Origin of the sequence: Marinicella litoralis (genome assembly GCF_002591915.1) — a bacterium.
GTDB classification, from domain to species: Bacteria; Pseudomonadota; Gammaproteobacteria; order Xanthomonadales; family Marinicellaceae; genus Marinicella; species Marinicella litoralis.
Map to the genome: position 1 here is coordinate 1,325,954 of NZ_NIHB01000001.1, position 18,969 is coordinate 1,344,922.

Sequence of the window (18,969 nt, forward strand, 5' to 3'; positions counted from 1 at the left end):
AATGCGTCAAACTGCGTACCTTGGGAGCAAAATTAAGCCCATAAGTTGGCACCAAAAAGGATAATGTAGTAAGAGAATGAACCCGCTTTGTTAATACAACAAATCAGCATATAAATAATTCATTAGACATAGACTTGACCAACAACAGTGATCAGGCCGCAGCTGTCCGGAATAATTGTCACCAGTTAAATCTTTTTATTTTCTTTTTTTGAATCTTAGGATTAAATAGGTCTTCAAGCAGACCATAATTGTGGTCCTCATATATGACAACACTTATCGGGAGGCCGTCTGTGTCACACTATATTTTGATTACTGGCTATCGCCAACAATTGGCCAAGGCGATCTGTGAATTGGGCATCCCATATGCTGTGGTTACTGAAAAGCCCCTAAAAAACACACCGACTGGTGTTGATGAAGTCATTGTTGCACCCTTTTCCGAGATCAGCAAAGCTCAGGACGAGGCTGGTTTGAAGGCCATGGGTGTGAGTTTGAAGCAAACACCCACACATGTGATTGCAGGCACTGAGGCTGGGGTGTTTCCGGCTGCAGTACTCAGGCGTATTTATCTTGCAAGGCGTTCGACGAAATCGTTGCTGATTCGATGTACCGATAAAATGGCAATGAAAAAATACTTGCGCAGCCACCAGATTCCGATGGCTGGTTTCGTCACCCACAGTAAGGAGCTGACAGCAGACGAATTGGTCATAGAACTGGGTTTGCCAGTGGTGGTCAAAGACCGCAAAAATTCTGGCGGGCGGAATGTGGTGATCGCAAAAACTGTCGATGAATTACAAACACTGTTGGCACCGCAACGTTTGTATGAACAATTTGTGGATGCCGCTGAAGGCAGCATTGAATCCTTTGTTGTCGGCGGTGAAATTATCTTCAGCAACCTCACTGAATACCACACCAACAAGGTGTCTAACATTGTTCCGGCTGGATACACGTCCACAGAAAAAGCACGGATTGAGGCTTTGAATGTCCAAGTCATCAAAGCATTGAACATCAAATGGGGTTTGACTCACCTCGAATACTACCGCAACAAAGGACAACTTCAAGCCAAGGGCGATTTGTTTGGTGAGGTGGCCCTTAGACCGCCGGGTGGTTACATCATGGAGTTAATCAAGCGTGCTTATGATTTCGATCCATGGGCGGTTTTTGTCAAAGTTGAATTGGGCTTGCCTGTAGCCGAGCTTCCGGCTGTGGCAAAACGGGTGTGTGGCACGGTGTTGTTACACCCTGGAGCAGGCATTGTAAGTAAAGTGAGCCTGCCGACCACTGAAGATTTTCCCACCTTGGCCAAAGTCACCATCAAAGTCAAGCAAGGCGATCACATAGAACCGCGCCAAGGAGTGGGAGAGGACGTCGGCTATTGTATTTTCAGTGCTGAAAAATATACCGAAGTAAGACAAGACATCGACAAAATGTGTCAAGCCACACCGGTACAAATTGACCACTGAATGGCAGCAGCATCGGCAGCAAGAGAAGAAAGATTAAAGTCATCAGCCAGTTCTTAATGGTTTAAACTGATAGACCAGCCTAAACAATGATGCGCCATGCCGATTCGATACATGACCACCCTGAAGTACCTCTTATTGATTTTGATGGGTTTCGCATGGGCCAAGCCGACAAGTGCGGCAGAATCAAATCAATCAACGATGAGCCATCCCCAAAGCGTATCAACCTTGTGGTCCGATAAAAAAGACTGTATGGAAGCGGGTGCTTTGATCATTGCGATAGAAAATTATGCCGGAACCTTTAAAGTGGCTGCCTGTGTTAAATATGGTTGTAGAATCGCAGTACCAGAGTTTGGGAAAACCTCACATCAGCTCAATTACCGCGATGATCCAAGGTTTAAATGGCAGTCTGACGCTGAATTTGAAGCGGTGATTTATGGAAAAAATACACGTTTCTACGCCTGTGATATCGAACAGAAATAAACCCCAAATAATCTTTAAAACTTGAGTTTTATTACAAGACGATGACGTCTTTTTGTTGTCTTGTTGATATGATGCAAGGCCAGCTTAATGAGGATATTTTATGGCGATCAAGCCGACCATTTATAAATTGCGCATTGCGATTTCTGACTTAAACCGAGAATTCTATGATTCGGTTCAACTCACTGTTGCTTTGCATCCCTCAGAAAACTTGGAGCGGATGATGGCACGTATTGTGGCTTATTGTCTCAATGTTCAGGAGAACATCTCATTCACCAAAGGCTTGTCACAGGTCGATGAGCCCGATATATGGGTAAAGACGCTGGATGATCAGATCAGCTTGTGGATTGACATGGGAGAACCGGCACCAGATCGGGTGAAAAAATCCAGTCGCTTGGCCCCAGAGGTTAAAGTGTACAGTTTTAACAGCAAATCAGACACCTGGTGGGAACAAAGTAAAGTCAAAGTGCAACCGTTCACCCATGTGAAGTTCTACCAATTCGATTGGCAACAAATCAAAAACCTGGCGACCTATGCTCAGCGCAACATGGATTGGTCATTGAGCATCAGCGGTGACACGGTTTACCTTGCAACTGAAACGGGTGATTGTGAGTTGCTGATTAAAGAACTTGTTTAGCTCAATAGATAAGTCACATTCTTTGGCTGTGTTTGGTTTACCTGGCCACTTGATTCGGTATAATTAGCCCACTTTATAAGTATCAAACAAAACCATGGCTGTGGAATCAATAACCATCAGGCAACCAGACGATTGGCATGTTCACCTAAGAGATGGTGAGATGTTAAAGCAAGTCGCCGCTTACACCGCACGACAGTTTGGCCGTGCCATCATCATGCCCAACCTCCCCACACCGGTAACCACTGTGGCCTTGGCTGCGGCCTATCAAAATCGAATCTTGGAAGCGACCCAAGACCATCCAGACTTTAAACCGCTGATGACTGCTTACCTGACTGACACCATTGACCCGCAGGAATTGGTGACTGGGCATGACATTGGGGTGTTCACTGCGGCGAAATTGTATCCAGCCAATGCCACCACCAATTCGACCTTTGGGGTCAGCGACATCAAAAAAATCTATCCGGTATTGGAAGCCATGCAAAGAATTGGTATGCCTTTATTGGTTCATGGTGAAGTGGTCAGCTCTGAGATTGATATTTTCGACCGGGAAGCGGTGTTCATTGAGCAAGTGATGCAACCACTGCTGAATGACATGCCGGAATTAAAAGTGGTGTTTGAACACATCACCACCAAAGATGCTGCTGATTTTGTTGAGTCTCAAGGTGACAACATGGCTGCCACCATCACAGCCCATCATTTACAAATCAATCGCAATGACATGTTGGTTGGTGGTATCAAGCCTCATTTGTATTGTTTGCCCGTAGCCAAACGCGAATTGCACCGAATGGCACTGCGCAAAGCAGCCACGTCAGGCAGTAACAAATTCTTTCTGGGGACCGATACCGCGCCTCATGCCATCGGCGACAAAGAAAGCGCTTGTGGTTGTGCCGGTATTTTCAGTGCACCACATGCACTTGAAGTTTATACGCAGGTGTTTGAGGAAGAAATGGCCTTGGATCAATTGGAAGCTTTTGCAGCCTTGAATGGGCCGGCCTTTTATGATTTGCCCGTTAACCAAGGAAAAGTCAGTTTGGTGAAAAGCAATCAACAAGTGCCAATGACCATTGGGCAAAATGCTATGGCGGTTTCTCCTTACAGGGCTGGTGAAACGTTGATATGGCAATTGGTCTGAGGCAAAGACTGTTACACAGACTCCAGCTTGAGAATAATGAAGGCTCTCATTTTATTAACAACAAATACAACTGTTAAGCAGTTCAAGATTGAGGAACATCAATGAAATTTGAAGACGCACAAAAAGACATGAATTTTTCGTACTATGGTGGTGGAACCGGGGTTTTGGTTTCTGGAATAGTTTGGTCTCTGGCGGGGCTTGTTGCGCTGCTGCACACCGAAGTTGCCAGCATGTTAACGCTGTTCATTGGTGGTATGTTTATCTTTCCTGCGGGCATGTTGATTGCAAAAATGCTCAAGCGCCCGGGCAAGCACCTTCCGCAAAATCCATTGGGTAAACTGGCCATAGAAAGCACCCTTATTTTATTCGTTGGTTTGTTCTTGGCTTATTGTGTGGCCAGATTAAAAATAGAATGGTTTTATCCCATCATGTTATTAACCATCGGTGTGCGGTATTTGGTTTTTAACACGCTTTATCAGCTCAAAACTTATTGGCTTCTGGGTGTGATTCTTATGGTTTCTGGGATGTTATGCATTCTATTGGACGCTGATTTTATGCTGGGTGCATTCATCGGTGGCATCACGGAAATTATCTTTTCATTCATCATACTGCAACAATCAAAAGCATCGGTCTCAACGCCAATCAGCCACCCTGATAGCTAGGTAGTTGAATGGATAAAATCTCAATCGGCATAATCAAAAAACTTCCTGCGTTCTGAACCCACTGCGTTGGAATTGACTTTGTTGGGGTGTTTGATGTCCTTCCAAGTGGTCACCATCCTGCCGGCATTGACATGGGGAAAGTCCAAGCCTTCATGGCAGTCAATACCAAGGAATTGCAACAAGGTACTTAGGCTTCCTTGGCAGCTGACATCTAGGTTCAAAAAATCATCGCGTGCTGAAAAATAATTAAACACCTGTTGTTGGTGTCCTTGATAACAATGCTTCAGATGCGCACCATGCAAAGGCTGATCGGTGGTCAGTAATTCAAAAGTCTGATTGAAACAACGTTTCATGATCGGGTTGAAGTGGCCCTTGTCACTGAGGTTTTTTTGCATTTTACCCAACAACATTTGAATGGAAGGTATCCATGACTCAACTGCACGATCTAAATAGATAAATTTTGAATTTGGAAACAAGGTATCCAATTGTTGATAGTCGCAATAACATGGCGTATCTGAGAACACGTCAGCCAATTCAAAGGTGCGCTTGGTGAATGCGGTGTGTGCCACTTTGAAATGGTGATCCAGCAGTGCCAAGCTGACACTGGTGGTGCCGGTCCTTGGAAGGCCAATGATGAACAATTTATTCATGGTTAAAGGTTAAGGAAACAGGTAGTGGCAGCTTAATCGCATTGAGGGATATTGAGTAGACTGTTCTCATAAAGGTGAAGCCGTCAAATGTACTGGTCATAATCGTTCAATTTATATAACAATGACGGAAGCAAAATCCAATGGCAGAATTGTAAAGAGGCTATTTGTGCCAAAAGCAAAATTAAGCACCTCATGCCTCTTTAAATTCTGTCTATGAGTGGTTGTTTATTGTTTGATTTTGGGCGATTCTACAAAGGGTTTGATACCAAACTCTGGGTATATTTCACTGGGAAAATACAGCACACCGCCACGAGACACCATTGATATGGTTTTAATGGCTTTCAAGTCTTTGGTTGGGTCATTGGGAATCAAAAAGAAATCAGCCAAATGGCCAGGCTCGATGGCACCACGGTCTTTATGCCCCAAGTATTGAGCCATGTCATAACTCGCCAATTTCAACAATTCAGCAGGTGTGTACCCCAATTGTTGATACAGTTCCAATTCTCTGTGCATGGTAAATGCGCCACCCAAGTCTGTGCCGGCCACCAAAAAGATGCCGCGTTCTTTCATTAATTTTAAAGTGGCAATGATTTTGTCATAAGCCAGTCGATAGGCCAGGTCTTCTTGATCGTTGGCGATGCTGGCCCATGCCACTTTGGCGTTACGTTGAACATTGGCTGGCATGTGCTCAATATAGTCCAAAACCCCTTCGCTGGTAGATCCATTGCGAGACAGTAACAAGGCTTCATGGATGGCGAGGGTTGGGTCAATTGCGGTGTTGTTTTTTACCATTAAATCCAAGGTTTCTTGAACTGCTGTACTGTTTAAGTCTAACTCAGGCAATCGTTGTAAAGCCGTTAATCTTAAAAGGGTGCGGGTGTCTTCTTCAGGTTCCAATACCCAACCCAACATCACTTGATTGATGTGGGTCATTTCATCATAACCGGCTTTGATCATGGCGTTTGCATTGGAGAATGCAGGCACGTGGCCTGCCACATGTAAGTTGAGCTCATGGGCTTTTTTCACAATGGCTGGTGCCCAGTCACCATTCATGCTGTTATACAGTTTAACGCCATAAAAGCCTTGGTCAGCATACGCTTGAACGGCTTCAAGTGCTTGTGCTTCATTTTCCACCAAATAGCCGTTGTTGTTATTGAATGGGCTTTTGCCTTCAATCATGCCTAATCGAGTAATTCGGGGTCCAGCCAACACACCTGACTCAATGTCATCAATCAGGTTTGCCAAGACATCATTGCTGTTGCCCATGTCACGCACTGAGGTGACTCCAGCAATGACATTCAGCAAGGCTGAATTGACGCCCATATGCCCATGCATTTCATACAGTCCCGCGACCAAGGTGCCACCATCACCATCAATCTCAATTTCATTGTTTGCTGAAACCACATCGGGTGAATCAATGCTTTTGATTTTGCCATCAGCCACCAGTACAGAAACCAATTCAGTTAATGCCAAGCTTTTGGGGTCAAAAATTTTCACATTGCGAATGCGCCAATCCTGCGAGTATTTATGGGCAAATTTGGCTTGTAAGTTTTCGAATCTTTGGGCGGAATAGGTCTCTGCCAATTGGCGCAACCTGGCTTCTTCGTCCTCATGTCCAGAGCGGATCACAATAAACCGCGGAGTCATAAAAGCAAAGAACGCATTGGCTTCGTCCAAAATAAAATAAGTGGGGTTAAGTCCGGCGCCAGACAATGCATAGGATTTCAATGTAATGGTTTCATTGGCAGCACTGGATTCAAGGGATTCCATTTCAGTCAGTTGTAAATGACCCGCTGGCAGGGCTGGAACGGTGTGGTCTTCAGCTTTGAGTAAAACCTGGGCTGCCAGAAAGATTGAATATGGTGTGCCTGATTGGTCAATATAAAAAGCATCGTCGCTGATTGTTGTGGCGCCATTCCCCGTGGCGTCTTGCCAAGTGGCCTGCTGGCCTTCAAGTTGAAAGTACTCATCAATTTTGTTACCAAAAGTGGTGTTGCCATTGATTTCCCATTGAATGGGATAGCCCGCTGAATTGAGGCGGATAGATTCGTTGATGGTCGGCCCACGGCCATTGTTTTTATAATCATAATCGGTGACCAACTGGTCACCAGTACGTGTCACATTCAAATGACCGACTTTTGTCCCGCCTACTATGACACTGTAAAATTCTTTGATCGTATCATGGGAGGTCGCAGTCGCTTTTTTGTAAGTTGTACACGCCAGTAGGCCAATGCATATAAAGCTTAATAACAGGCATTGAATGAACCATTTAATGGACTTTGCAGTTTGAATTGAATTTATCATAAGGTGATGAGGTATTTATCTTGATGGATAAATAAAGGTATAAGCTTACCGATAAAAAAGCAAGCAGTTAATGGGTATATCAGCTTTGTCAGTGCTTAATGATTCAATCAAACCCACTGCCAAAGATGACATCCTGGTTCACTTCCACCGAACCTGCGTCACAGGAAATGCCATTGGGCCTAGAGTCGCCACGTTGATCGATTAACAAGAGATTACCGTAAGCATTCAGGCAAGCGGCATTGGGTACCAGGTCAATGGCAGGGCTGCCTGTTAATGGTAAAAATGTGTCGGTGGGACCGCCATGGTTGGATAAACCTGACAGCATGGCATCGGTATTCTCAGCATCTCCAACTGCACTGAATTCACAACTGACGTCATTGACAATGTTATATCCTGCTGAGGTGGGTTTATCACCGCTTTGACAATTATCGATAAAGGCAGCAGGGTCTGTGTATAAAATCGAATGACCTATGTTCATGAATTGGCTGTCATCAAAACTGAAGTGTGAGAGGTTTTGTGCCGTATCTGAAACGAAGGTACTGAATCTGATGACGGCATCGGAGTTAGTGGTTCTGATGCCTCCTCCACTGTTGTCGGTCATGGTGCTGTTGGTCATGAATAAACTGCCGCCATCGAGTTCTATGGCTTTGCCACCCAAGTTGTTGCGCTGGAAAGTTGAACTGTCAATGCCTAAGTCACAAGATGAACAATAAATCGCAGGGCCAAAAATATTGGTAAACCCCAGATTTTCGGTGAAATTGTCAACAAATTGGGCGTTTGTTATAAAGACTTCTGCCAAACTGATGAATAAGCCCCCGCCAATGTTGGCACTGTTAGAAACCACTTTGACGTTGTCGATATTGACCTGGGTCATGTTACCAGAAATGAGCATGGCACCACCCACGTTTGCACTGACAGTGCCCGCCCTGCCAGCTGTCAATGTCAGGTTTAAGATATTGAACATGCCATTGTTGGCCACATTGAAAATTCGAAAGTTTTGATTGCCGTCAATCACCGTGGCATCCACCCCTTGGCCAATGACAGTGATGTCAGCATTGTTGACGTTTAAATCTCCAGCAAAGGCATCGTTTTCTTCACCCATGATGGTTAATTCATGCACGCCCGCGGCCAATTCAATGGTGTGGCTACCTCCCAGGGCATTGGCTTCTATAATGGCAGCGCGCAGACTACAAAAACCAAAACCAATTGGAATTTCACATACACCATCACCTGGGTTATTATCAATGTCATCTCCCAATGCAATGACTTGGAAAGTCAATGCATGAGCCTGTCCAAAAAAGAAAATCAAAGCGATCATAAGCAGTTTTTTGATATTCATGGTTAACTCCTGGTATTGTCAGATATATAGAGATACGTCATTAATGATATATTCCTGACACGCACAGGACAAATCTTTTTTAAACACAAAAAAATGGCTTAATCAAAAATTAAGCCATTTGAGGATCAGACTGAGTCAGTGGATGAGGTTGCTTGATCAAATCCCAGCTTCGTGTGCTTGGACATCCGCATGATAGGATGATCGGACCAATGGACCGGCAGCAATGTGTTTGAAACCCAGGGTGTAGCCGTATGTTTCAATTGCCTTAAACTCATCGGGTGTCCAGTAGTTCAAGACCGGGTGGTGTCCTTGAGTGGGTTGTAGGTATTGACCAATGGTGATCATTTCTACATCATGGTCTGCCAAATGTCGTAAGGTTTCTTGGACTTGCTCAAAGGTTTCGCCCAAGCCAACCATGATACCTGATTTGGTTGGGATGTTCGGGTGTTGTGCTTTGAATTTTTTAAGTAAATCCAATGACCATTGATAATCAGCACCGGGTCGCACGTCTTTGTACAAGGCATAGGCGGTTTCCAGATTGTGGTTGAACACATCCGGTGGGCTGATGGCCAAGATGTCCAGTGCTTTGTCCATGCGGCCTTTGCCGCGGAAATCTGGGGTTAAAATTTCAATTTTGATGTCGGGGCATCGAGCCCTGATGGCAGCAATACAGTCAACAAAATGTTGTGCGCCACCGTCTTTCAAATCATCGCGATCAACCGATGTGATGACCACATATTTCAAGCCCATGTCAGAGATGGTTTGAGCCAAATTTTCAGCTTCTTTGTTGTCTGGAGGTAAGGGTCGACCATGAGCCACATCACAAAATGAACAACGGCGAGTACATACTTCGCCCAGAATCATAAAGGTGGCGGTGCCTTTGCCAAAACATTCATGAATGTTCGGGCATGAGGCTTCCTCACAAACAGTAACCAAGGAATTTGAACGCAACTTGCTTTTTAATTTCTGTACCGCATTGCCAGTTGGGATGCGAACCCTGATCCAATCAGGTTTTCTTAAACGCGGCGCATTGGGATCAAAACCAGCGCGGTTGCGATTGGTTTTATTGGCGCCCAATTCTTTGGCACCTTCAACTTTGCGAGCCAGTTGATTTTTACCTGCGTCAGTTTTGATGGGTTCAATGTTCAGTGGAATCTTATTATTCATGGTGTTTCGACTGTTTTCAGCAGCAAATTAATTCGCTGCAGTAAAGTTCAATTGCTGACAAAAAGCAGCAATCAGTTGTTGTTCAACGGTGGCTAGATTGACATCGCTGGCCATGTCGGCCAATTGTATGACTTCCAAACCAGAAAAGCCACAAGGATTGATTCTTTGAAAAGGTTCTAAGTCCATGTTGATGTTAAATGCCAGCCCATGGAATGAGCAGGCTTTGCGAATTCTTAAGCCCAATGATGCCATTTTAGCACCATTGACGTAGACCCCAGGTGCGTTATCTAAGCGCTTGGCCGTGATGCCATAAAGACCAATGGTATCGATGATGGCTTGTTCTATGCCATAAACCAATGACTTGACACCGATGCCATGTCTGCGCAAATTTATCAGTGGGTAAGCGACAATTTGACCGGGACCATGGTAGGTGACTTGGCCGCCGCGATCGACTTGTATCACCGGGATGTCACCAGCAGCCAATATGTGTTCTGCTTTGCCTGCCAACCCCTGGGTAAAAACCGGCGGATGTTCCACCAACCACAATTCATCTGGGGTTTGGTCATCGCGTTCATCGGTGAATTTTTGCATGGCATGCCAAACAGGCTCATAGGTTTGATGCCCCAGGTGTTTGACGACCAGTGGCTGATTTACAGCGTCCATACCACTTCTTTATCAGCCCTGAGGTCTTGGTAAATATTGATTAAATGGTTTCTTGAATGGGCATAAACCAATACTGTCACCGAAATGTATTTACCGGTTGAGCTGACTCTACTGTGAACTGAGTTACTGGATACTTCTGGTGCATGTTGTCTGACCAATTCGGTGATTTTTTTGACAAATTCGTCGGTATTGGGTCCCATGGCTTTGACCGGGTATTCACAAGGAAACTCAAAACCATTGGGTTCTTTGATGTCATCGGTCATTTCAATCATTCGTCGTCTCCAAACGATTTAAACCACAAACCAATACCGTCCATGCTGCGACTCCACCAACCAGCTTGTTCAGCCGTTGCTAAAGCAACCAATGGTTTTTGTACCAAGACTTGGCCATTCAATTGGATGTTCAAAGTGCCCAATTGCGTGCCTTGTTGAATCGGTGCCGTCATGATGTTGGGTAAATCTACATTGGCCTCTAATTGTTCATAGCTGCCTTTGGGGATGGTGATGAATAAATCTTCTGCCAAACCAATCGACAGCGTTTCTTCTTCGCCTTTCCAAATTTCAGACTGGATGCGTTCATCACCCGCATTGTATAACTTATGGGTTTCATAAAACCTGAAACCATAGTTCAACAGTTTTTGTGATTCATCGGCTCGGGCTTTTTCAGATTCCGTTCCCATGACCACATTAATCAACCTCATGCCATTGCGCATGGCTGATGTGGCCAAACAATAGCCGGCGGCTTCGGTGTGTCCAGTTTTGAATCCATCCACGGTTGGGTCACGATAAAGCAGGGTGTTGCGATTGTGTTGTTTGATTTTATTGAAGGTAAATTCCTTCTCTGCATAGAAATGATATAAATCAGGAAATTCAGCTATCAATGCTTTGCCCAGAGTGGCCACATCATGGGCACTGACCAAATGGCCCTCTGCCGGTAAACCGGTGGCATTTCTGAAAGAGGAATCCTTCATGCCCAATTTATTGGCATGCTGATTCATCATGTTGGCAAAAACCTCTTCACTGCCAGCGATGTGTTCTGCCAAGGCCACACAAGCGTCATTGCCTGACTGAATGATCATGCCACGAATCAGGTCTTCGACTCGCACCTGTTTGTCGACTTCAATAAACATTTTAGAACCGCCGGTGCGCCATGCTTTTTCACTGATGGTGATCATGTCATCCAAGGCCAAGTTGCCAGATTTGATTTCTGAGAACACCACATAGGCGGTCATCATTTTAGTGATACTGGCTGGTTCCACTTGTAAATGTGGGTTATCAGCAGCCAAAACGCGGCCACTGTGATAGTCAATCAGCAGGTAGCTGCTGGCATTGATCTTAGGTGGTTCTGGTGTGGAATCAAGTTGTGCCCATGTGGTAAAAGACAGCATCAAGGATGCCATTAAGGTTATTAATTGGGTGTTTTTTATCATAATGAGTTTTATTCTGTAATGACTTTGGCATCGGGTATACCACTGGCCATGATTTTATTTAACAAGCTGTTTACTTTGTTTTCAGAGTCTATCGGGCCAATACGCACTCGATGTAGCGCTCCGTTGTGAGTCGATAATATGGTGACAAAAGTTTCAATTCCAAGTAATTCGCTGGTTTTTTTTGCCAAGTTATAAGCCGCATTTTTGTCTGAATAGGCACCCAATTGTAGGTAGGTCAATCCTTGTTTGATGGGGTTTTTGACCAAGTCTTTTGGTGAGTTGACCACCCTGATATGGACATCGGCAATGCCATCGTTGATATAATCCAATGCTTTGGCCGCTGCATAGGACAGGTCGATGATGCGATCACCAATGAATGGACCGCGGTCATTGACTCGCACCACCACTTTTTTGTTGTTTTTCAAATTGGTGACTTCTACATAACTGGGTAAGGGTAAAGTTTTGTGGGCCGCTGTTAATTTATACATGTCGTAGACTTCTTGGTTTGAAGTTTGTCGACCATGAAATTTCTTACCATACCAAGATGCTTTGCCAGTTTCTGTATAGCCAGCGGGGTTGTTGTTGACTTGATAAACCTTGCCATGGACTCGGTAAGGGCTGTGATTTCCATACCTGCTGAGCGCTTCAGCTTTAGGCTTCCACGGTTTGATCTTGTCGGTGTCGATGTCCTTGTAATTGTCCTTGCGCCCACAGCCACTGATGGCCAGGCTCAATATCAATAGCAGTACCGTTGTTGCTTTCATTGCGCCGATCCTTCAGCGCGCAGTGCTTTGATGTTTTGTGATAATTCATAGACGGCACTGACGTACATATGAGAATGGTTGTATCTGGAGATGACATAAAAGTTTTGAAAACCTTGCCAGTATTGTTTTTCACCATTTTCCAAGTCAAGTTCAAGCACCGTATAATGTTCTTGGGTCTTGTGGTCTTTCATGTGCGGTTTCAATTGATTGAACTTCATGGCGACGGATGGTTTTTCTGTGGTCGAAAGGACTTGACCACCGGGTTGCCATTTGTGTTTGTTCAAGTAATTGGCCACGCTGGCAATGGCATCTTGTGGGTTGTTGATTAAATCGATGACTTGATCGGATTCATAATCGACTGCATAGGCTCGATAGCTCGATGGCATAAATTGGCCGAATCCCATTGCCCCGGCATAGGAACCCTTGGCACTCAATGGGTCAATGTGGTTTTCTTGTGCCAATTGTAAAAAGTGCTTTAATTCGCTGGTGAAAAATGGCGACCTTTTTGGGTAATCAAAGGCCAGGGTATATAAGGCATCTAATACTTTGTGGTTGCCTTTGATGCGGCCATAAAAAGTTTCAACACCAATGATGGCGACAATGATCTCTGCCGGTACGCCTGATTGGGCAGAGACTTCATTGAGTACTGCTTCATGTTGTTCCCAAAATTCAACCCCTTCTTGAGCCCTTTTGTCGGTGATGAATATTTTGCGATATTCAAACCATTTCAACGTTTTTTCAGCCGGTCGATTCATGGCATCGATGATGCTTTGTTGGTGATTGGCTTGAGCCAAGATGTTTCTGATCCATTGTGGCTCAACTTCTATTTCTGCCGCAACAGATTGAATAAATTGATCCACTTTTTTGAGGTCAACTTTAGCCCACGCCAAAGGATTGAAGAAAATAATAAGTAAGAATATGGTTTTTTTCATTGTTGAATTAATTTTTTATGTGAGTGAACAGCTGTAATGATACCAAATGATGCTAATAAAGTAAGCACAGAAGTACCGCCATAGCTGACGAGGGGTAATGGAACGCCCACAACAGGCAAAACACCTGAAATCATGCCAGCATTGATGATTATGTAGACAAAAAATATCAGGGTTAGTGCCCCACAAAGCAGTCGATTGTAGGTATTTTTTGCTTGTTGGGCGATGAACAGACAACGCAGGATGATTGAAAGGTACAAAGTGAACAGCATCAGCACGCCAAAGAAACCAAATTCTTCAGACATCACTGATAAGATAAAGTCGGTTGAATGTTCAGGTAAAAAGTCCAGTTGTGTCTGGGTTCCTTGGGTCCAGCCCTTGCCCCAAAAGCCGCCAGAACCAATGGCAATTTTTGATTGGATGATGTTCCAACCATAATTTAAGGGGTCGGCTTCAGGGTTCAAAAACATCAATACCCGTTGCTTTTGGTATTCATGCATAAAGTGCCAAATGACCGGTGTACTTAACAAGCCCAGCAGCGTGGCTCCGCCAATCAACTTCCATGAAATGCCGGCAAAATAAATCACAAACAAACCACTGGTGGCGATCAATATGGAAGTGCCCAGGTCAGGCTGCTTGTATATCAATCCGGTACACAGCCCAATGACAATCAATGCTGCGAAGATGTGTTTCCAACTGGGAGGCAAACTGGCATGTCTGAAAATCCAAGCGACCATCATGGGCAAAGTTATTTTACATAATTCAGAGGGTTGGATGGTGATGCCGAGATCGAGCCAACGCTGTGCGCCTTTGACTTTGACACCAATCAATAGCACGGCGACCAATAGAATGATCGAACCGACGAAAATCAATGGGGTGAATTGTTCGAAACGTTCTGGTCTGATCTGAGTGATGAGGTAAAGCCCGATTAAGCCGAGTGCAATCCGCACGGCCTGTCTTTCAACCAAAACCATGCCACCTGCACTGTACAAAACCACCAAGCCATATGCCAACAACAACCCAATCAGAAACAGCAAGATGGGATCAGGCATATAAGTGAACAATCTTTTATTCATCGGCTTGACTCATGTAGGCATCAATGATTTTTTTAGCGATGGGCGCGGCTGCTTTGGTGCCACTGGCACCATGTTCCGCCACCACCACTACGGCAATTTGTGGATCGTCAGCAGGTGCAAATGCTATGAACAGGGCATGATTTCTGAGGTGTTTAGGTAGTTCTTCAACCTTTTTGTAAATGTCTTCTTCACTCTTGCCATAAACTTGTGAGGTGCCACTTTTACCCGCGATTAAGTACTGGTCTGATTTGATTGCTCTGGCGGTTCCATTGGGGGCATTGATGACATTGGTCATGCCTTGATGAACCGTATTCCAATCGCTGTCGCTGATGTTCATAGGTAGTTGACTGACAGTGATGTCATTTTTAATCAAATGGATGGCAGCCACTCGACCTTTTGAGGCCAGTATTGACAAGGCTTGAGCCATTTGTACCGGAGTCAAAACGAAATAACCTTGTCCGATTCCAGTAATGACAGTTTCGCCAGGGAACCAAATCATGTCGCGATTTTTTTCTTTCCATTCACGAGAGGGTAGAATGCCTTGTTTTTCACCCGCGGTGTCAATGCCGGTTAATTGTCCAAATTTGAATGGCTTTAAAAAGTCATGAATTTTGTCTATACCCAGGCGGTAAGCCAAATCATAAAAAAACACGTTGACTGATTCGGTCAATGAGTCAATGACATCGACTTTGCCATGTCCGCCTTGTTTCCAGTCATGGTATTTACGCTCTTGATTGGGGATTTGATACACCCCGGAGGAAAACATGGTGTCATCTTTGTCAATGATGTCGTGGTATAAGCCGGCCAAAGCGATGTAAGGTTTAATGGTAGATCCGGGTTCATAGCCGCCTTTTAGACTGCGATCAAAAAGTGGCTTGTCTGCTGATTCAGCCAGTGCTTTGAATTTTAAATGTGAGATGCCATTGATGAAGTCATTGGTGTCGTATCCGGGTTTTGAAACCATGGCCAATACTTCACCAGTGGCAATGTCAACAGTGATGGCAGATCCAGTTTCCTCACCAAATGCTTGGTAACTGGATTGCTGTAGAGCGATGTCGATGGTCAGTTCGAGGTTGTTGCCATTGACCGGCGGTTTTTTGACTTTTTGTGAAAGCTGTTTGCCTTGGGCATTGATTTCTGTCACCAATTGGCCTGGGTAACCATGCAGGTCGTTCTCATGGTATTTTTCCAAGCCGGTTTTACCAAAATAATCGTTGGCTGAATAGACATTGACGTCTTGTGCTTTGAATTCTTTGGGGCTGATCTTGCCTACATAGCCAATCAAATGAGACAACTCATTAGGGTATATGTATTTCCGAATTAAGTAGGGTTCTATTTCAAAGCCAGCCATCCGGTGTCTTTTTACGGCAAACATGGCCACTTCGGATTCTGTCAGTTTTTCTTTGATGGTCAACGGTTTAAACACAGGATTGAACTTGAGTTTTTCTTTGATGTCAGCAATTTCTTCAGCTGAAAATTGAATGGTGCTTTGAATATCGATTAAGTTTTGTTCGAGGTTTCGGGTTTTTTCTTGAATGATGTTCAATCGATAAGCCGTTATGTTGTCTGCCAATAACACGCCATTTCTGTCATATATAAGGCCCCTGGTTGGATTAATACGACTGTATTTGATGCGATTTTGGTCGGCTTGAATTTGATAATCCTGGTGGCTGATAACCTGTAAATAAAAATAGCGACTCAATAACAACAAAAAGGCAATCATCACAATGATGACTGCAATGATGACTCGCTCGGTAAACAAGCGACGTTCTAAAAATGGTTGTTTGAGTTGTTGACCCATGGTTAGGATGAATTTCGGTATGAAACTTGAATCCGGTCTAACAAGTATTTGATCCACGGCCAAGTTAATGCGGCGGTGATCAGCGGTAACATGTCGACAACAGCGGGTTTGTAGCCAAAGCTCAGCCAATCTATGATGGCTCTGATGATGATGTCATTGAATAACAAGACGATCACCATGGCCATGAGTTGACCCATAGATGTCATGCGCAGTTGTTTGGCTGATTTGGTCACCAGAAATGACAAAGCCACCAATGACATGCCATGCTTGCCTAATAAGCTGCCCATCAAGATGTCTAGCAACAAGCCATAACAAAAAGCGACCAGCATGACTCGATTGCTTGCGGTATTGAAAGACCAATAAGCAACCAGTAAAGCCACCCAATGTGGTTGGTATTTGATGATTGCATCTGGCCACGGAATCAACATTAACAACAAGGCGCACAAGATCGATAAGTGCATGATGTAAGGTACGCCTTGTTTATGCTTTTTATTCATTGGGCGTATTGGTGTTGAATGGCCAGACCATGAAGACTTCAGTCAGTCGTTCAAAATGTGCATAAGGTTTGGCCACTGACGTTTGAAAGGTTCGATCTGGACTGACGGTGATTGATTCAATTTCAGCCACTTTCAAGCCACGTGGAAATCGGTTGCCAAACCCTGAGGTTACCACCACGTCACCGATTTGGATGTCGGCACTGGTAGGCACTTCATTCAAAGATATGGACTCGCCATTGCCATAAGCTATGGTTCTCATTCCAGTTCTTAAAATTTCAACAGGCAGGGCATGGGCCGTGTCAGTGATCAGGATGACATGTGAAAAATGTTGTCCCAGGACATCCACTTGACCAATGACGCCTTCTAAATTCAGTACCGCTTGTCCGACGTGAATTCCTTGAGCCGTGCCTTGATCGATGATGATGTGTTGTTTCTTTTGATGTTGGTTGATATTGGAAACAAAGGCAACACTGGTGGTCAATGGGCTGACCGTGGTGGCATTCAACATGTTTCTTAAACGTTCATTTTCCGCCGCCAGCGACACGTTTTGTTGGACTTTAAGCTGGGTATCAATCAACTGCTCTTTGAGTTGGGTGTTTTCTTCAATCAACTGTGCTTGTCGGGACAAGGCCACTTGAATGATTTGGTACATGTCTTGTGGCCATTCAATGATTTTTATCAGTGGAATGGCCGCCAAGGACAGGGTGTTTCTGACAGGTTGTGCCAGTTGATGGTTTTTATCTGCAATCATTAAGGACAGGCAGATAAACTCCAGTATCAAAAATTTAAACAGTGGTGACTTGGTTACTTTTTGATTGCTGGTAAGTGATTCCATCAAAAATTAATTGTTAACTCAATGGCTTTATCTAAATGGTGCAAAAAAGTCACTGCCTTCTTCGTCAATGATTTCCAAAGCTTTACCACCACCTCTGGCAACACAGGTGAGTGGGTCTTCAGCCACAAAGACTGGCAAACCAGTTTCTTCCATCAATAACTTATCCAAATCTTTAAGTAAAGCACCACCACCGGTCAATACAATCCCTTGTTCGGCAACATCCGCACACAACTCTGGGGGTGTTTGTTCCAAGGCCGTTTTAACTGCAGCGACAATACCCGATAAAGGTTCATGTAAAGCTTCCAGGGCTTCATTGTTGGTCATGGTGAATTTACGCGGCACACCTTCAGCCAAGTTTCGGCCTGAGACTTCAAGTGAAATTTCTTCAGCTGCTGGGTAGGCACATCCAATTTCATGTTTGATGCGTTCAGCCGTTGATTCGCCAATCAAGGTGCCATAACTTCGACGCACGTACGAAATCAATGAATCATCAAATTTATCACCACCAATTTTCACCGAAGCCGAATAGACAATGCCATTCAATGACAATACCGCCACTTCTGAAGTACCACCACCAATGTCCAGCACCATGCTGCCACGAGCTTCATGGATGGGAATGCCTGCACCAATGGCAGCGGCCATCGGTTCTTCAATCAAAAACACTTCTGCCGCACCCGCACCGGATGCCGACTCTTCAATCGCACGTCTTTCTACTTGGGTTGAACCACAAGGGACACAAATGAGCACCCTACATGAAGGTTTTAACCAACGGTTCGAATGGACTTTGCGGATAAAATGTTGCAGCATCGCAGAGGTCATATCAAAATCAGCAATCACACCGTCTTTCAAAGGTCTGATGGTTTTGATGTTTCCAGGTGTACGACCCAGCATCATTTTTGCATCTGATCCGACCGAAGCTATATTGGCATGGCCACCTCTGTTTTGGTCCATTCTGACTGCCACCACCGAAGGCTCATTCAACACGATACCATGATCGCGCATGTAAATGAGGGTGTTAGCGGTTCCCAGATCTATTGATAAGTCGTTTGAAAACAGGCTTCTGAATTTTTTAAACATGTGATAATTGTAGTTACATCTGATTGGTAAAAAATGGCATAATATCCCGCGGCTTTGCTATGTTGCAGGC

General features: G+C 44.6%; 19 protein-coding genes. 5 read left to right on the forward strand and 14 right to left on the reverse strand.

Annotated features, from left to right (window positions below; genetic code table 11):
• The first annotated feature begins 290 nt into the window (after positions 1 to 290).
• From CCS90_RS05855 to CCS90_RS05875, 5 genes are all read left to right on the forward strand, one after another.
• Positions 291 to 1,460 carry an ATP-grasp domain-containing protein gene (locus CCS90_RS05855; RefSeq protein WP_099018540.1) on the forward strand — a complete coding sequence of 390 codons (1,170 nt, stop codon included), beginning with the start codon at positions 291 to 293 and terminating at the stop codon, positions 1,458 to 1,460.
• A 96-nt stretch (positions 1,461 to 1,556) separates the two neighbouring features.
• Positions 1,557 to 1,940 (forward strand): hypothetical protein, encoded by a 384-nt coding sequence (locus tag CCS90_RS05860; protein WP_133566493.1) that lies wholly within the window; start codon positions 1,557 to 1,559, stop codon positions 1,938 to 1,940.
• Positions 1,941 to 2,040: 100 nt separating this feature from the next.
• Positions 2,041 to 2,574, forward strand: coding sequence for a YaeQ family protein (locus CCS90_RS05865; RefSeq protein WP_099018542.1), 534 nt, complete (start codon positions 2,041 to 2,043; stop codon positions 2,572 to 2,574).
• Between the two features lie 94 nt (positions 2,575 to 2,668).
• Complete coding sequence (gene pyrC / locus CCS90_RS05870; protein ID WP_099018543.1) at positions 2,669 to 3,706, forward strand: dihydroorotase; 1,038 nt, start codon at positions 2,669 to 2,671, stop codon at positions 3,704 to 3,706.
• A gap of 101 nt (positions 3,707 to 3,807) precedes the next feature.
• Positions 3,808 to 4,368 (forward strand): DUF7010 family protein, encoded by a 561-nt coding sequence (locus CCS90_RS05875; RefSeq protein WP_099018544.1) that lies wholly within the window; start codon positions 3,808 to 3,810, stop codon positions 4,366 to 4,368.
• A gap of 20 nt (positions 4,369 to 4,388) precedes the next feature.
• Here CCS90_RS05875 and CCS90_RS05880 read toward each other — a convergent pair whose 3' ends face one another.
• From CCS90_RS05880 to CCS90_RS05945, 14 genes are all read right to left on the reverse strand, one after another.
• Positions 4,389 to 5,018 carry a sulfotransferase gene (locus CCS90_RS05880; protein ID WP_099018545.1) on the reverse strand — a complete coding sequence of 210 codons (630 nt, stop codon included), beginning with the start codon at positions 5,016 to 5,018 and terminating at the stop codon, positions 4,389 to 4,391.
• 225 nt (positions 5,019 to 5,243) lie between these two features.
• Complete coding sequence (locus CCS90_RS05885) at positions 5,244 to 7,139, reverse strand: amidohydrolase family protein (protein ID WP_211337034.1); 1,896 nt, start codon at positions 7,137 to 7,139, stop codon at positions 5,244 to 5,246.
• Between the two features lie 286 nt (positions 7,140 to 7,425).
• A complete protein-coding gene (locus CCS90_RS05890; protein ID WP_099018547.1) occupies positions 7,426 to 8,661 on the reverse strand; it encodes a choice-of-anchor Q domain-containing protein in 1,236 nt (411 codons plus the stop codon).
• Positions 8,662 to 8,817: 156 nt separating this feature from the next.
• Positions 8,818 to 9,828, reverse strand: coding sequence for a lipoyl synthase (lipA, locus tag CCS90_RS05895; protein ID WP_099018548.1), 1,011 nt, complete (start codon positions 9,826 to 9,828; stop codon positions 8,818 to 8,820).
• 27 nt (positions 9,829 to 9,855) lie between these two features.
• Positions 9,856 to 10,491: a lipoyl(octanoyl) transferase LipB gene (gene lipB / locus CCS90_RS05900; RefSeq protein ID WP_099018549.1), complete on the reverse strand. Its 636-nt coding sequence runs from the start codon at positions 10,489 to 10,491 to the stop codon at positions 9,856 to 9,858.
• Entirely contained in the window at positions 10,479 to 10,763 is a 285-nt protein-coding gene (locus tag CCS90_RS05905) for a YbeD family protein (protein ID WP_211337035.1), read from the reverse strand. Before CCS90_RS05905 ends, lipB begins: the two co-directional genes overlap by 13 nt.
• Positions 10,760 to 11,920 (reverse strand): D-alanyl-D-alanine carboxypeptidase family protein, encoded by a 1,161-nt coding sequence (locus CCS90_RS05910; RefSeq protein WP_099018550.1) that lies wholly within the window; start codon positions 11,918 to 11,920, stop codon positions 10,760 to 10,762. The genes CCS90_RS05905 and CCS90_RS05910 overlap by 4 nt, the downstream gene beginning before the upstream one ends.
• 8 nt (positions 11,921 to 11,928) lie before the next feature.
• Positions 11,929 to 12,684, reverse strand: coding sequence for a septal ring lytic transglycosylase RlpA family protein (locus tag CCS90_RS05915; RefSeq protein WP_099018551.1), 756 nt, complete (start codon positions 12,682 to 12,684; stop codon positions 11,929 to 11,931).
• On the reverse strand, positions 12,681 to 13,616 hold the full coding sequence (gene mltB / locus CCS90_RS05920; protein WP_099018552.1) for a lytic murein transglycosylase B: 936 nt from the start codon (positions 13,614 to 13,616) through the stop codon (positions 12,681 to 12,683). The genes CCS90_RS05915 and mltB overlap by 4 nt, the downstream gene beginning before the upstream one ends.
• The gene (rodA, locus tag CCS90_RS05925; RefSeq protein ID WP_099018553.1) at positions 13,613 to 14,689 is read right to left on the reverse strand and encodes a rod shape-determining protein RodA; all 1,077 of its coding nucleotides are present in this window, start codon (positions 14,687 to 14,689) and stop codon (positions 13,613 to 13,615) included. The genes mltB and rodA overlap by 4 nt, the downstream gene beginning before the upstream one ends.
• Positions 14,682 to 16,490: a penicillin-binding protein 2 gene (gene mrdA / locus CCS90_RS05930; protein WP_099018554.1), complete on the reverse strand. Its 1,809-nt coding sequence runs from the start codon at positions 16,488 to 16,490 to the stop codon at positions 14,682 to 14,684. Before mrdA ends, rodA begins: the two co-directional genes overlap by 8 nt.
• A gap of 2 nt (positions 16,491 to 16,492) precedes the next feature.
• Positions 16,493 to 16,987, reverse strand: coding sequence for a rod shape-determining protein MreD (mreD, locus tag CCS90_RS05935; protein ID WP_099018555.1), 495 nt, complete (start codon positions 16,985 to 16,987; stop codon positions 16,493 to 16,495).
• Entirely contained in the window at positions 16,980 to 17,822 is an 843-nt protein-coding gene (gene mreC / locus CCS90_RS05940; RefSeq protein ID WP_099018556.1) for a rod shape-determining protein MreC, read from the reverse strand. The genes mreD and mreC overlap by 8 nt, the downstream gene beginning before the upstream one ends.
• A 27-nt stretch (positions 17,823 to 17,849) precedes the next feature.
• The gene (locus CCS90_RS05945; protein ID WP_099018557.1) at positions 17,850 to 18,899 is read right to left on the reverse strand and encodes a rod shape-determining protein; all 1,050 of its coding nucleotides are present in this window, start codon (positions 18,897 to 18,899) and stop codon (positions 17,850 to 17,852) included.
• Positions 18,900 to 18,969 lie beyond the last annotated feature (70 nt).